The sequence below is a fragment of the Lutimaribacter saemankumensis genome (assembly GCF_900100005.1).
Lineage (GTDB): Bacteria > Pseudomonadota > Alphaproteobacteria > Rhodobacterales > Rhodobacteraceae > Lutimaribacter > Lutimaribacter saemankumensis.
In genome coordinates this window covers 143,777-156,425 of the sequence record NZ_FNEB01000004.1, presented here as the reverse complement: position 1 = coordinate 156,425, position 12,649 = coordinate 143,777, and the positions used below count along the sequence as shown (strand labels likewise).

Genomic DNA, 12,649 nt, shown 5'->3' with positions numbered 1-12,649 from the left:
CTGACGCAGTAGCACGAAACGCGAACAAACGCCAACTCCAAACCGCTGAAGTCGAAAAACGACCCTTCGCCGCATCGCAGCGAAACAAGTGGTCGAAAAGCGCCATCACACAGTCTGAATCCGACATTCGCAGAGGCGTTTCAGCCCTTTTTTACAAGGCGTTTCGCCGCATTTTGGACACATGCAACCACTGCATGACTCCTATGCAAAAAAGATGGCTTGCGAGGTGAAAACACACATCCTAAGTGCGGCTTCAGACAGCGGGTTTTCAATCCGCACAATTCTTAACCTGAAGGACCACGAAAATGGCAGCTTTCGACGCCCACCGCCCCGCCGCCTTCGGCACCGCTCCTCGTGCCGGTAACGTTTTCTCGCGCCTGTTTGCCGCTTTCGCGGACTGGAACGACGCCCGCGTGACCCGCAATGCGCTGGCCAAGCTTACCGACCGTGAGCTGGAAGACATCGGCCTGTGCCGTGGCGACATCGACGAAGTGGCCCGCCGCGCCTGAGCGCTGCGCCCCACCAGAAAAGCGAAAGGCCGCGTTCCCGATGGAACGCGGCCTTTTTCATTGTGCCCCCTGGTGCTGCCATTGAACCTGAGCAGGGGCGGTAGAGAACCCTGATTGAGAGATCAGAGGGACAGTTTGCGGATGCCGTCGGCCAGCGCGCTGCTGATCGGATCGGCCTTGAGGATGTAGGCGCCGGCCTGTTCGACCGCGGTGCCCGTTTGCAAAAGCTGGACACGCTCGGCATAACCCTGTGGGCCAAGCTGCGAAATCAGCAGAACCTTGAAACCGAAAAAGACCAGGATCATCAGAGAGATCACACGCAGCGGGAAACCGCCCGTGCGGCGCTTGGGCTTGGTGATGATCAGCCCGTCCTTGCCGACGATGGAAATATAACCGTGCGACAGGCGTGCGTGGCGCTTGTTGATACGCGTCATGCGCTTGTGAAAGTCAGTGGCAGCATCGACCATCTCAAACTCCATTGCTGGCCCCCACCAGCGTTGGAATTATTTATGATGTCAGATTGCGGCAGAAATGGGGCAGGCGCCTAAAACGCGCCCCATTTTTGCGGGGAATTAGCCTTTTTTCACAAGCGTTATCGTCGTCCATTCACCAATCTCTTCGCGATGGGCAAGATTGATGCCATGACGTGCATAAACGGCGATAACCTCATCCGCTTGCGTGTTCAAAATCCCCGAAAGAATCACTTTCCCATCCTTTTGGGTATATGCCGCGACATCCGGCGCCAGGGCGATCAGCGGACCTTTCAGGATATTGGCAAAGACAAGGTCGAAGGGCGCTGCGGCCTTGAGATCAGGATGATCGAACCCGGTCGCCTCTAGGCAGCGCACGCGGTCGTCCAGCCCGTTGGCCGACACATTCGCCTCGGCCACCTCGACGGCAACCGCGTCGATATCGCTGGCCAGCACCGTTTCCGGCCAGATCCGCGCCGCAGCCATTGCCAGCACGGCGGTGCCGCAGCCGACATCCACGACGTTGCGCCCGTGAAATCCGTCATTGGCCAGCCGGTCCAGCGCGCGCAGGCAGCCCAGCGTCGTGCCGTGATGCCCGGTGCCAAATGCCATCGCCGCCTCGATCAGCAGCGGCTCGCAGCCGTCGGGCACCTTGTCGGCGTCGTGGCTGCCGTAGACGAAAAAGCGCCCGGCCTCGACCGGGGTCAGTTCGCGGCGCACCTTGGCCACCCAATCGGTCTCGGGCAGTTCCGACACGGCGAACGGCTTGGCGTCATGCGCCGCGGCCAGCAGCGCAAGCCCGGTGTCATCGGGTGCTTCGGTGAAATAGCACGCGACTTCCCACAGGCCGGAATCGTCCTCGATCTCGAATACGCCGACGCCGGTCGGTTCGGGAACAAGGCGTTCCACCGCCTCGCCCAGCGCTTCGGCGCGGTCCTTTCCCATCAAAGTGGTCAGCGCGGTGAATGTGGGCATGGCGGCATCTCCTGTCTTGGCCGCCCTCGCGTTAGGCCGGGTGCGCCGCGCGGTCAAGCCCGCGGCTGACAAAGCGCCAGCCGAACCATGCCGCCAGAACGCCCGCCAGGATGTTGGCCAGCGCCTGCCCGGCGATCACGCCCGGCGCCGCGAACATCGCGCCCAGGCCAAAGGCAAAGGGGGCCATCATGCCGCCGTCGCGCGCCCAGTTGGCCATCGTCGCCCAGATCGGCCGGCCCAGGTTGTTGAAGGCGGCATTGGCCACGAACAACGCCCCGGTGAACATGAACGACCCCGCCCCGATCAGCGCGAACCAGTGCACGACCTCGGCCGCCAGCCCGCTCAGCCCGAAGGCGCGCGCCAGCGGATCGGCAAAGGCCACCATCAGTGCCCAGACCACGGCGGTATAGACCGCGCAGAATTTCAACGCATCGAGATAGGACTGCCGCACGCGGTCGGACAGGCCCGCGCCGTGGTTCTGCCCGATAATGCCGCCGATGGCGCCTGACAGCGCGAATATCCCACCGAAGCCGAGGATCTGCAGGCGCGCGGCGACACCAAGCCCCGCAACCGCGCTTTCGCCATGTTCGGCCATCGCGCGGATCAGCACCCAGTTGCCGAACGGGGTGGACACCTGTGTCGCCACGGCCGGCAACGCGATCGCCAGGAAAGGCGCCATCATGTCGCGCAGATCGTAAAACGCGGGCCGCGTCAGAAGGCCCTTGCCGGAAACCCAGTAGAGCCCGGCGCAAGCCATCACCAGACGCGAGATCACGATCGCCATCGCCGCCCCCGGCACCCCGAGGCCCATGAGGATGATCAGGATCGGATCGACGACCAGCGCCACCAGCCCGCCGGTGGTGGTGACCATCATCGCGCGCCACGCCTCGCCCGCAGCCCGCAGTACCGCGGCCGAACTCATCCCCAGCGCGATCAGCGGCAGCGACACGACCGAGATGCCAAGAAATGTCGACGCCACCTCCAGCACCACGCCCCCGGCGCCCGACCACCGCAGGATGGGCTCGCGCAGGACAAAGACGGTGACGGCGATCATTCCCTGCACCGCCACGGCGTAAATCATGGCCGAAGTCGCGATCCGCCGCGCTCGGTCGGGATCCCCCTGCCCCAGCGCACGGCTGACCAGCGCCACCGCGGCGATCATCATCCCGATCGAGATCGAGATCAGGAAGAACTGGATCGTCGCGGCAAAGCCCACCGCCGCAATCAGCTCTTCCCGGCCAAGCTGACTGATCCAGAACAGCGCCAGGAAATCCACCAGGAACATGAAGCTCAGCCCGAGTGAGCCGGTCAGCGTCATCACGACGACATGGCGCAGGGTCGATCCGGTGGTGAATTTCGCGCTCTGCGACATGGTCCTCGTTACTCTCCTTTTCGGGCGCTTCGGCCCGCCGCGTGGAAACTAGCGCACCGGGTGACGCGCGCCAGCATCGCCTATTCCGCCGGCGCCGCCGCGACGAAGCGGGAGAATACCGTCTCGTTGCCGGGCTCGGGGTGGCGCGGGATCATCAGCGCCAGGATCAGCGACGTGGCCGCCATCGAGGCGGCCAGCCCGAACACCGCCGCGGGCGACACCAGCCACAACAGGCCAAGAACCCAGGGCAGCCCCACCGCGGCAATATGGTTGATGGTAAAGGCCACCGCCGCCGTCGGTGCGATATCGCCGGGATCGGCGATCTTCTGGAAATAGGTCTTCAACGCCAGCGCCAGCGCGAACAGCATATGGTCGATCACATAAAGCACCGAGGCCAGCAGAACGCCCCAGCCGAACCAGTAGATCCCGCCATAGGCCAGGAACACCAGCACCAGCCCGGAATATTCGAAGACCAGCGTATTGCGTTCCCCGAACCGCGCCACCGCACGGCCGAATACCGGCGCCAGCCCCATATTGATCACCAGGTTGATCAGGAACAGCCCTGTCACCTCGTGCACGTCAAAGCCGAACTTCTCGACCATCATGAACCCGGCGAAGACCATGAAGATCTGCCGCCGCGCGCCCGCCATGAACTGCAGCGCATAATACAGCCAGTACCGCCGGCGCAGGATGAACTTTTTAAGCTGCGGGTTCGGCGCCTCGAATTGCGGATAGGCCAGCAAGCAGAAAGCCGCCAGCGCCACCGTGATTCCGCCCGACACCAGGTAGACCAGGTTGTAGGACAGATCGAACGCCTCCCAGGTCAGCACGATCAGCACATAGGCCACCAGCGTCGCCGCCGACCCGGCCGCCAGCAACCAGCCCAGGATCTGCGGCGCGCGCTCCTTGGGCAGCCATTGCAATTGCAGCGACTGGTTCACCGTCTCGTAATAGTGAAACCCGATCGAGCTGAGCATGGTGATCGTCAGGATGCCGCCCAGGCTGGGAAACCAAGCGGTGATCGCGGTGGCCGCGCCCAGCAGGATCAGCGACACCAGCCCCAGCACCTGTTCGCGCACGAACATGATGACGGCGATGACGCCCACGGCAAGAAAGCCCGGGATTTCGCGCACCGTGTGCAGCAGGCCGATATCCGCGCCATCGAACTGCGCGACCTCGACCACGAAATTGTTCAGCAATGCCGACCAGGTGGCAAAGGCAATCGGCATGGCAAGCGCCATCGCGAAAAGCAGCGATGTCGGCCTGCGCCAGAGCGGCAAGGCCCGCGCGTCGGCAAGGGGCATGGTTTTCATCCCTTGCCCTTACGCCCTTTTTCGGAACTTGGCGAGAGGCCAGCATGTGCGGCCATGCAGGGCGGCTTTGCACAATCCGCATAGCGCGAAAAGCGTCGCCGCCTCACCTGGCCAGCCCCGCCCGCTGTCTGATCTGAATCAAGGCGTTTCGCACCGCGATCTGACATATGCGGGCGAGCTTACCGAGGATCGGAGACGCGCGATGGACCTGCTAGCCCTTGTCGAACGCATCGGGGAAACACCGACAGCCGCCCTGCTTGGCCTGATCACCGGCGTGATCTTCGGCGTGTCCGCGCAACGCTCGCGGTTCTGCCTGCGCGCGGCGACCGTCGAATTTGCCCGCGGACAGATGGGCGACAAGGTCGCGGTGTGGTTCCTGACCTTTTCCACCGCGCTTGTCTGGGTGCAGGCCGCACAGCTTCTGGGTCTGTTCGATGCCGCCGAAAGCCGGCACATGGCCGTGCCGGGCAGCTGGTCCGGCGCGATCATCGGCGGGCTTCTGTTCGGCGTCGGGATGGTTCTGGCACGCGGCTGTTCGGGGCGCCTGCTGGTTCTGGCCGCTACCGGCAACCTGCGCTCGGTCGTTTCGGGGCTTATCTTTGCCGTCGTCGCACAAATGAGCCTGTCGGGCATCCTCTCGGACGTGCGCAACGATCTTGCCGCGCTCTGGACGACCTCCGGCGGGCGCAACCTCGACCTGCTGGCCGCACTCGGGCTGCCGCAATGGGCGGGCCTTGCAATCGGTATCGTCTTTGCACTGCTGGCGCTCTACGTATCCTGGAAGAACAAGATTTCCGCCAGCCGGCTGATTTTCGGCGCAGGCGTCGGCTTTTCCGTGGCGGTGGGCTGGGTCGCGACCTACACGCTCAGCCAGATTGCCTTTGATCCGGTGACGATCGAAAGCGTCACCTTCTCCGGTCCCTCGGCGCATACGCTGATGTTCTTCCTGGACCGCAACGAGGTGATGCAATTCTCGGTGGGCCTCGTGCCCGGCGTGGTCGTCGGCTCGATGGTCTCGTCGCTGCTGAAGGGCGAGTTCAAGTTCCAGGGATTTTCCGACGAATCCAACATGCGCCGCTCGATGACGGGGGCGGTGCTGATGGGCTTTGGCGCGATGCTGGCCGGCGGATGCGCGATCGGCGCGGGCGTGACCGGCGGGTCGATCTTTGCCGGTACCGCATGGCTTGCGCTCTTCTGCATGTGGATCGGCGCGATGCTCACCGATTTTCTCGTCGATCAGCGCGCCGGCGCCCGCGCCGCCGCCTGAGCCACCGCCGCAGCCACACCCCGCGCGATCACCGGCGCCTGGCGCGCGATCTCGCGCAACTGCCCGTTCGGCACGGTGTGGTAGGAACAAAACCACAGGCCCGGCGCCAGCTCCTCGCCCGAGCGCAACGGCCGGCCCGTGCCGTCCAGCACACCGGGCATCTCGCCCAGCAGCGGGCGCAGATCGACACTATAACCCGTCGCCAGCAGGATCGCGTCGTAATCGCCCGCCGTCCCGTCGGTGAAGCTGACGGTCGCGCCGTCCACGCGTTCTATGCCCGGCCGCGCCCGCAACCGGCCCGCACGCATCAGGTCGAGCGTTCCAAGGTCGATCAGCGGGATGCGCCCGTCTTCCCGGATCTGCGCGATCGGCCCCTTGCTGGCCTTGCGCAGCCCGTAGCGGCTGTAATCGCCCAGCATCCAGCGCAGTACGGGCGCCGTGATCGCATCGGCCACGCGATACGGGAAAATCTTCTGCAACACATCCCAATTGCCGATGGGCCGGCCCAGCAGCTCTTTCGGCAGCAGGTTCACCGGCGAGCGTACCGCGATTTCCACATCGCGTCCCGCCTCGACCAGGTCGATGGCCAGTTCACCGCCTGAATTGCCGAACCCCACCACCAGCACGCGCTGCCCCGGCAGGTCATCCGGCCTGCGATAGTCACGGGTATGCAGCACCGCGCCGGGAAACCCGTCCAATCCCGGCCAGGTCGCGCGGAACGGCGTCTCGGACACGCCGGTCGCCAGGATCACCTGCCGCGCCTCCAACTCTTCGCCACCCTTCAGCGCCACACGCCACCCGGCATCCTGACGGACCAAACCAGTCACCTCGGCGCCGAACCGTGGCACGAGGCCGTGGTGGCCGGCATAGGCATCCAGGTACTCGACCACCTGCGCCCGCTGCACGTAACGCGGCCAGTCGCGCGGAAAGGGCGTGAACGGCAGGTGCGACCGGTCCCGGTCGGTATGCAGCGAAAGCCGGTCGTAATGCCGCCGCCACGCGCTGCCCACGCAAGCCTCGCGTTCCAGGATCACAGGGTCCAGCCCCTCGGCGCGCAGACACGCACCCAGCGCCAGCCCGGCGGGCCCCGCCCCGATCACCACGACATCGTGCAAACCATCTCCTCCCGCAGGCAGGCTCGGACAGAGCGCCGCGAAAGACAAGCCCGCAGTCTTTCTCTTTCCGGCAAATATCCCGGGGGTGAGGCCGCAGGCCGAGGGGGCAGCGCCCCCTGACCCTACTGTTAGAGAGTGGCGCAGCCACGCATTCGGATCGCGGCGCGCGTCAGAAAAAGCTTTGCGGATCGATATCGACGGCCAGTCGCGCCTGTGCGGGCAGCCGCAACTGCCCCACCCAGGCCCGCAGCGCGCCCTGCAGCGCCACGCCCTTGTCGGCCTTGACCAGCAGCCGCACGCGGTGCCGCCCGCGCACGCGGGCGATCGGTGCGGGCGCGGGGCCGAAAACCTGCGCGCCCACCTGCCGCAGGGGCGCGTCCGCCCGCGCCAGGTGGTTGCCGATATCGAACGCCACCTGCGCGTCCGGCGACGAGATGATGATGCCCGCCATCCGCCCGAACGGCGGCACACCAGCCACGCTGCGCTCGGCCGCTTCGGCGCGCCAGAACGCCTCTTCCTCGCCCGCGAGGATCGCGCGGATCACCGGGTGCTCGGGCTGGAATGTCTGCAGCATCGCCACCCCGCGCTTCTCGGCGCGCCCTGCCCGACCCGCCACCTGCCGCATCAGCTGGAACGTGCGTTCCGCCGCGCGCAGGTCCGACCCCTGCAGCCCCAGATCGGCGTCGATGACCCCGACCAGCGTCAAGAGCGGGAAATTGTGCCCCTTGGCCACAAGCTGGGTGCCGATGATGATATCGGCCTCGCCCGCGGCGATGGCGGCGATCTGTTCCTTGAGCGCGCGCGCCGATCCGAACAGGTCCGAACTCAGCGTCGCGATCCGCGCATCTGGAAACAGCGCCTGCGCCTCTTCGGTCAACCGCTCGACACCCGGGCCCACCGGGGCAAGCCGGCCCTCGGCCTCGCATGAGGGGCATTTTTCCGGCATCGGCTTTGTCTCGCCGCATTGGTGGCAGACCAGCCGTTTCAGGAACCGGTGCTCCACCATCCGCGCGTCGCAATGGTCACAGCCGATCTGGTGCCCGCAGGCCCGGCACAGCGTGATCGGCGCATAGCCGCGGCGGTTGATGAACAGCAGCGCCTGTTCGCCCTGCGCCACCCGCGCCGCCACCGCCTGCTGCAGCGTGGGCGATATCCAGCGATCGCCCGGCAGGGTTTCGGCGCGCATGTCGACGGCGCGCATCTCGGGCAGCACGCTGTCGCCGAACCGGTCGTCCAGAACCAGCTTTTCGTACTTGCCCGCTTCGGCATTGACCCAGCTTTCCAGGCTCGGCGTGGCCGAGGCCAGCACCACCTGCGCCCCGCAGACCGAGGCACGCAGCACCGCCATGTCGCGCGCGTTGTAAAGAACGCCCTCTTCCTGCTTGTAGGATGTGTCGTGTTCTTCATCGACGACGATCAGCCCAAGGTCGCGATAAGGCAGAAACAGCGCCGAGCGCGCCCCCACGACCAGTTCGGCGCCACCCTGGGCCGCCATTTTCCAGATCCTTCGACGTTCCGTCATGGTCACGCCCGAATGCCATTCGGCCGGCCTTGCGCCGAACCGCGCCTCGACCCGCGTGATGAAATCCTGCGTCAGCGCGATCTCGGGCAACAGGACCAGCGCCTGCCGTCCCTGCCGCAGAGTTTCGGCCACCGCCTCGAGATAGACCTCGGTCTTGCCCGATCCCGTGACCCCCCGCAAAAGCGTGGTTCCGTACCCGCCAGATTGCACGCCCGCGCATAGTTGCGCCGCGCCCGCCGCCTGCGCCGGGGTCAGATCCTTTCCGCCATAATCCGGGTCGAGCGGCGGAAACGGCAGATCCCGCGGGCTGTCCTCTTCGGCGACGACCCCCTGCTTGACCAGCCCCTTGATGACGGATGTGGACACGCCCGCCATCTCGGCCAGCTCGCCCAGGGTAAAGGCCAGCCCGCCGTAATCGCGCAGCACCTCAAGCACCCTTGTGCGCGCATCCGTCACGCGGTCGGGCGCGCCCTGGCCCAGCCGGTAAATGCGCCGCATCGACGGCGGATCGCCCAGGCCCGGCGCCCGCGTGGCCAGCCGCAGCATCTGCGTCAGCGGCGTCAGCGTGTAATCGCCCGCCCGCGCCAGGAACGTCTGCATCTCTTCGCGCATGGGCGGCACGTCCAGCACGCGGGTCACGGGGCGGATTTTCGAACGGTCGTAATCGCCCTTGCCCGGTCCCCAGACCACGCCCGGCACCTTGCGCGGGCCCAACGGCACCTCGACGAAGGCCCCGGCGAAACATCCCCCTTCGGGCGCACGGTAATCCAGCAGCCGGTCCAGCGGCTGGGTGGTCAGCACCGCGACCAGTTCGCCTTCGTGGAAGAAATCGCTCACGCCTGCGGCACCTTTCGCCAAATGGGGTTTCGGGCTTTAGGTCTATGAGGTAAAGGCGGGGCGGAGCAAGCCCACCGCCGAAAGGAAGGCCCGAAATGAAATTCTTTGTGGACACCGCCGAGATCGACGCCATCGCCGAACTGAACGAGCTTGGCATCGTGGACGGCGTCACCACCAACCCGTCGCTGATCAAGAAATCCGGCCGGGACATCCTTGAAGTGACCAAAGAGATCGCCGATCTCGTCGACGGCCCCGTATCCGCCGAGGTCGTCGCCACCGAGGCCGGGGCCATGATCGCCGAAGGCCGCAAACTGGCCACCATCGCCGAAAACATCGCCATCAAGCTGCCGCTGACTTGGGACGGGCTGAAAGCCTGCAAGGCGCTGTCGGCCGAGGGCCACATGATCAACGTCACCTTGTGCTTTTCGGCCAACCAGGCGCTTCTGGCGGCCAAGGCCGGTGCCACCTTCATTTCGCCCTTCATCGGGCGGCTGGACGATATCAACCTCGACGGCATGCAGCTGATCGCCGATATCCGCCAGATCTATGACAATTACGGGTTCGAAACCGAAATCCTCGCGGCGTCGATCCGCACGGTCAATCATGTCACCGAAGCCGCCCGCATCGGCGCCGACATCATGACCGCCCCGCCCGAGGTGATCCGCAAGCTTGCGCAGCACCCGCTGACCGACAAGGGGCTGGAACAGTTCCTGAAAGATGCCGAGGCGGCCGGGATCAAGATCGTCTGATCCCCGACACAGTCGCGGATTTTCTGGCAGGGCCCGCCCGCGCGGCGGGCCTTATGCGTTGACAAATCCCCCCCCGATCCCGCAACAGAACCAAAAAATACGACAAAAACGCACCCTGCTTTGTTATGGTCGGGTGAAATGTACCGAGGCGCGCATGACCACCAAGCCCCAGATCGACGCCGCATTGCGTGACAAGATCCTGGAACAGCCCGACATGATCCTCGAGGATCACGACCTGATGCGCGCACTGGTCGCGGCGAACGAACGCGCGATGGGCGGCAACGTGGTCGATCTGCGCGGCATCGCGATGGACCGGCTCGAGGCGCGGCTGGACCGGCTGGAAGACACCCACCGCTCGGTCATCGCGGCGGCCTATGAGAACCTTGCCGGCACGAACCAGGTGCACCGTGCGATCCTGCGCATGCTGGACCCTGTGGATTTCGAAACCTTCCTGCGCGATCTCGGCGGCGAGGTGGCGGACATCCTGCGCGTCGACATCGTGAAGCTGGTGCTTGAATCGGTGCAATCCGACACCGATCCGGCGGTGCAGCGGCTGGGCGACGTGCTGAGCGTGGCCGAACCGGGGTTCATCGACGCCTACCTGACCGGCGGACGCGGCAGGCCGGCGCGCCAGGTGACTCTGCGCCAGATGGAGGAAGGCAGCGAGGCGATCTATGGCGAGGCCGCGGGCTGGATCCGCTCCGAAGCCTGCCTGCGCCTGGATTTCGGCAAGGGCCGCCTGCCTGGCATGCTGATGATGGGCGCCGAAGACCCGCACCAGTTCGCCCCGTCGCAGGGCACCGATCTTTTGGGCTTTTTCGCGGGCGTGTTCGAACGGGCAATGCGCCGCTGGCTGTCATGAGCCTGGTTTCACCAGCCGCGACACAGGCGCTGGCCGACTGGCTGGAGCGCCAGAAAGCGCTGAAAGGCGCGTCCGACAACACGATCGAGGCCTACCGCCGCGATGTTCTGGGCTTCTTGTCCTTCATGACCATGCACAAGGGCGACAGCCAGTGGCTTGGGGCGCTGGCGCGCGTCAGCACATCGGACATGCGCGCCTGGATGGCCGCGACGCGTGGACCGGACCTTGGGCCAAGGTCGCTGGCGCGCAAGCTGTCCGCGGTCAAAAGCTTCTACCGCTGGCTGGCCGAGCGCGAAGGGTTCGAACCCACCGCAGTTCTGGCCGCCAGATCCCCGAAATTCCAAAAGAAACTCCCGCGCCCCCTGGCCGAGGACGCCGCGCGCGAAATGCTGGACCGCGTCGAATGCCAAGCGCGTGAGCCATGGATCGCCGCGCGGGACACGGCGGTTGTCACGCTGCTTTACGGTCTTGGCCTGCGTATTTCCGAGGCACTGTCGCTGACCGGCGCGGACGCGCCGCTGCCCGACGTGCTGCGCATCCGCGGCAAGGGCGGCAAGGAACGCGTCGTGCCGGTGCTGCCCGCCGCGCGCAGGGCAGTGGATGAATACCTCGCGCTAAGCCCTTATGAAAAAGAACAAAAAGCGCCGCTGTTTCGCGGCGCACGGGGAGGAACGTTGAACCCGCGCGCCATCCAGAAGGTGATGGAACAGGCGCGCATGCAGCTGGGCCTTCCGGCCAGTGCGACGCCACATGCGATGCGGCACAGCTTTGCCACCCATCTTCTCAATTCCGGCGGCGATCTGCGCGCCATCCAGGAACTTCTGGGCCACGCGTCGCTGTCGACCACGCAGGCCTATACCGCGGTGGATACAGCGCGCCTGCTAGAAGTGTATGACGCCACCCATCCAAAGGCCGCGCGCGGCCGAAAGGCAGGTTGATTTGTCTTTGCGTATCAAGGCGATACTGGTTCATCTTCTCACGGCGACCGGGGCTGTTTTCGCCATGCTGGCCCTGCTTGCCGCCGTCGAAGAGAAATGGAGCCTGATGTTCCTCTGGCTTGTCGTCGCCTTCGCGGTGGACGGCATAGACGGGCCGCTGGCGCGCAAATACGACGTGAAAACCAACGCCGCCGAATTCGACGGCGTGCTGATGGACCTGATCATCGACTACCTGACCTATGTCTTCATCCCGGCCTACGCGCTGTTCAAATCCGACCTCCTACCGGGGTGGACGGGATGGCTTGCCATCATCGTGATCACCTATGCCAGTGTCGTCTACTTTGCCGATACCCGCATGAAGACAAAGGACAATTCCTTTTCCGGTTTTCCCGGCTGCTGGAACATGGTGGTGATCGTCCTTTTCGCGATCGAGCCGAATTTCTACGTCATCCTCGCCATCGTCGCGATCCTCGCCGTGGCGATGTTCCTGCCGCTGAAATTCATTCACCCCGTCCGCACGGAACGCTGGCGCGGCTTGTCGCTGCCCATCGCGCTGGCATGGACCTTCTTCGCCGGATGGGCCGCCTGGGTCGATTTTCACCCCGAAAGCTGGGCGCATTGGGGCCTTGTGCTGACCAGCCTCTATCTTGTCGCCGTGGGTGTCCTTCAACAGATCGTGCCCGAGCGCGGCTCTGTGGATAACGCGTGATCAGGGTTCGA

General features: G+C 65.2%; 12 protein-coding genes. 6 read left to right on the top strand and 6 right to left on the bottom strand.

Annotation, left to right across the window (positions count from 1 at the left end; translation table 11 throughout):
• Positions 1-305 precede the first annotated feature (305 nt).
• A complete protein-coding gene (locus BLT50_RS09780; RefSeq protein WP_090028493.1) occupies positions 306-509 on the top strand; it encodes a DUF1127 domain-containing protein in 204 nt (67 codons plus the stop codon).
• 122 nt (positions 510-631) lie between these two features.
• Here BLT50_RS09780 and BLT50_RS09775 read toward each other — a convergent pair whose 3' ends face one another.
• The 4 genes from BLT50_RS09775 to BLT50_RS09760 form a co-directional block, all read right to left on the bottom strand.
• On the bottom strand, positions 632-943 hold the full coding sequence (locus BLT50_RS09775) for a hypothetical protein (RefSeq protein WP_175491446.1): 312 nt from the start codon (positions 941-943) through the stop codon (positions 632-634).
• Between the two features lie 138 nt (positions 944-1,081).
• Positions 1,082-1,954 (bottom strand): 50S ribosomal protein L11 methyltransferase, encoded by an 873-nt coding sequence (locus tag BLT50_RS09770; RefSeq protein WP_090028491.1) that lies wholly within the window; start codon positions 1,952-1,954, stop codon positions 1,082-1,084.
• 31 nt (positions 1,955-1,985) lie between these two features.
• On the bottom strand, positions 1,986-3,326 hold the full coding sequence (locus tag BLT50_RS09765; protein ID WP_090028490.1) for an MATE family efflux transporter: 1,341 nt from the start codon (positions 3,324-3,326) through the stop codon (positions 1,986-1,988).
• A gap of 80 nt (positions 3,327-3,406) precedes the next feature.
• Positions 3,407-4,639 carry an MFS transporter gene (locus BLT50_RS09760; RefSeq protein WP_090028489.1) on the bottom strand — a complete coding sequence of 411 codons (1,233 nt, stop codon included), beginning with the start codon at positions 4,637-4,639 and terminating at the stop codon, positions 3,407-3,409.
• Between the two features lie 202 nt (positions 4,640-4,841).
• On the opposite strand from BLT50_RS09760, the gene BLT50_RS09755 reads away from it, so the two are divergent.
• Positions 4,842-5,906, top strand: a complete 1,065-nt coding sequence (locus BLT50_RS09755; protein ID WP_090028488.1) for a YeeE/YedE family protein — start codon at positions 4,842-4,844, stop codon at positions 5,904-5,906.
• Here the strand turns inward: BLT50_RS09755 and BLT50_RS09750 are convergent.
• Both BLT50_RS09750 and BLT50_RS09745 read right to left on the bottom strand, forming a co-directional pair.
• Entirely contained in the window at positions 5,876-7,021 is a 1,146-nt protein-coding gene (locus tag BLT50_RS09750; protein ID WP_175491445.1) for a flavin-containing monooxygenase, read from the bottom strand. The two genes, BLT50_RS09755 and BLT50_RS09750, sit on opposite strands and share 31 nt — an antisense overlap.
• A 169-nt stretch (positions 7,022-7,190) precedes the next feature.
• The gene (locus BLT50_RS09745) at positions 7,191-9,380 is read right to left on the bottom strand and encodes a primosomal protein N' (RefSeq protein WP_090028615.1); all 2,190 of its coding nucleotides are present in this window, start codon (positions 9,378-9,380) and stop codon (positions 7,191-7,193) included.
• A 95-nt stretch (positions 9,381-9,475) separates the two neighbouring features.
• On the opposite strand from BLT50_RS09745, the gene fsa reads away from it, so the two are divergent.
• From fsa to BLT50_RS09725, 4 genes are all read left to right on the top strand, one after another.
• Positions 9,476-10,129, top strand: a complete 654-nt coding sequence (gene fsa, locus BLT50_RS09740) for a fructose-6-phosphate aldolase (RefSeq protein ID WP_090028486.1) — start codon at positions 9,476-9,478, stop codon at positions 10,127-10,129.
• A gap of 154 nt (positions 10,130-10,283) precedes the next feature.
• Entirely contained in the window at positions 10,284-10,991 is a 708-nt protein-coding gene (locus BLT50_RS09735; RefSeq protein WP_090028485.1) for a DUF484 family protein, read from the top strand.
• Positions 10,988-11,929 (top strand): tyrosine recombinase XerC, encoded by a 942-nt coding sequence (locus BLT50_RS09730; RefSeq protein ID WP_090028484.1) that lies wholly within the window; start codon positions 10,988-10,990, stop codon positions 11,927-11,929. The genes BLT50_RS09735 and BLT50_RS09730 overlap by 4 nt, the downstream gene beginning before the upstream one ends.
• A gap of 1 nt (position 11,930) precedes the next feature.
• Positions 11,931-12,638 (top strand): CDP-alcohol phosphatidyltransferase family protein, encoded by a 708-nt coding sequence (locus BLT50_RS09725; RefSeq protein WP_090028483.1) that lies wholly within the window; start codon positions 11,931-11,933, stop codon positions 12,636-12,638.
• Positions 12,639-12,649 lie beyond the last annotated feature (11 nt).

Bases quoted from the DNA above. Each gene is read 5' to 3' on its own strand.
- BLT50_RS09780 (WP_090028493.1), top strand. From the start codon at position 306: ATGGCAGCTTTCGACGCCCACCGCCCCGCCGCCTTCGGCACCGCTCCT.
- BLT50_RS09775 (WP_175491446.1), bottom strand. From the start codon at position 943: ATGACGCGTATCAACAAGCGCCACGCACGCCTGTCGCACGGTTATATT.
- BLT50_RS09770 (WP_090028491.1), bottom strand. From the start codon at position 1,954: ATGCCCACATTCACCGCGCTGACCACTTTGATGGGAAAGGACCGCGCC.
- BLT50_RS09765 (WP_090028490.1), bottom strand. From the start codon at position 3,326: ATGTCGCAGAGCGCGAAATTCACCACCGGATCGACCCTGCGCCATGTC.
- BLT50_RS09760 (WP_090028489.1), bottom strand. From the start codon at position 4,639: ATGAAAACCATGCCCCTTGCCGACGCGCGGGCCTTGCCGCTCTGGCGC.
- BLT50_RS09755 (WP_090028488.1), top strand. From the start codon at position 4,842: ATGGACCTGCTAGCCCTTGTCGAACGCATCGGGGAAACACCGACAGCC.
- fsa (WP_090028486.1), top strand. From the start codon at position 9,476: ATGAAATTCTTTGTGGACACCGCCGAGATCGACGCCATCGCCGAACTG.
- BLT50_RS09735 (WP_090028485.1), top strand. From the start codon at position 10,284: ATGACCACCAAGCCCCAGATCGACGCCGCATTGCGTGACAAGATCCTG.
- BLT50_RS09730 (WP_090028484.1), top strand. From the start codon at position 10,988: ATGAGCCTGGTTTCACCAGCCGCGACACAGGCGCTGGCCGACTGGCTG.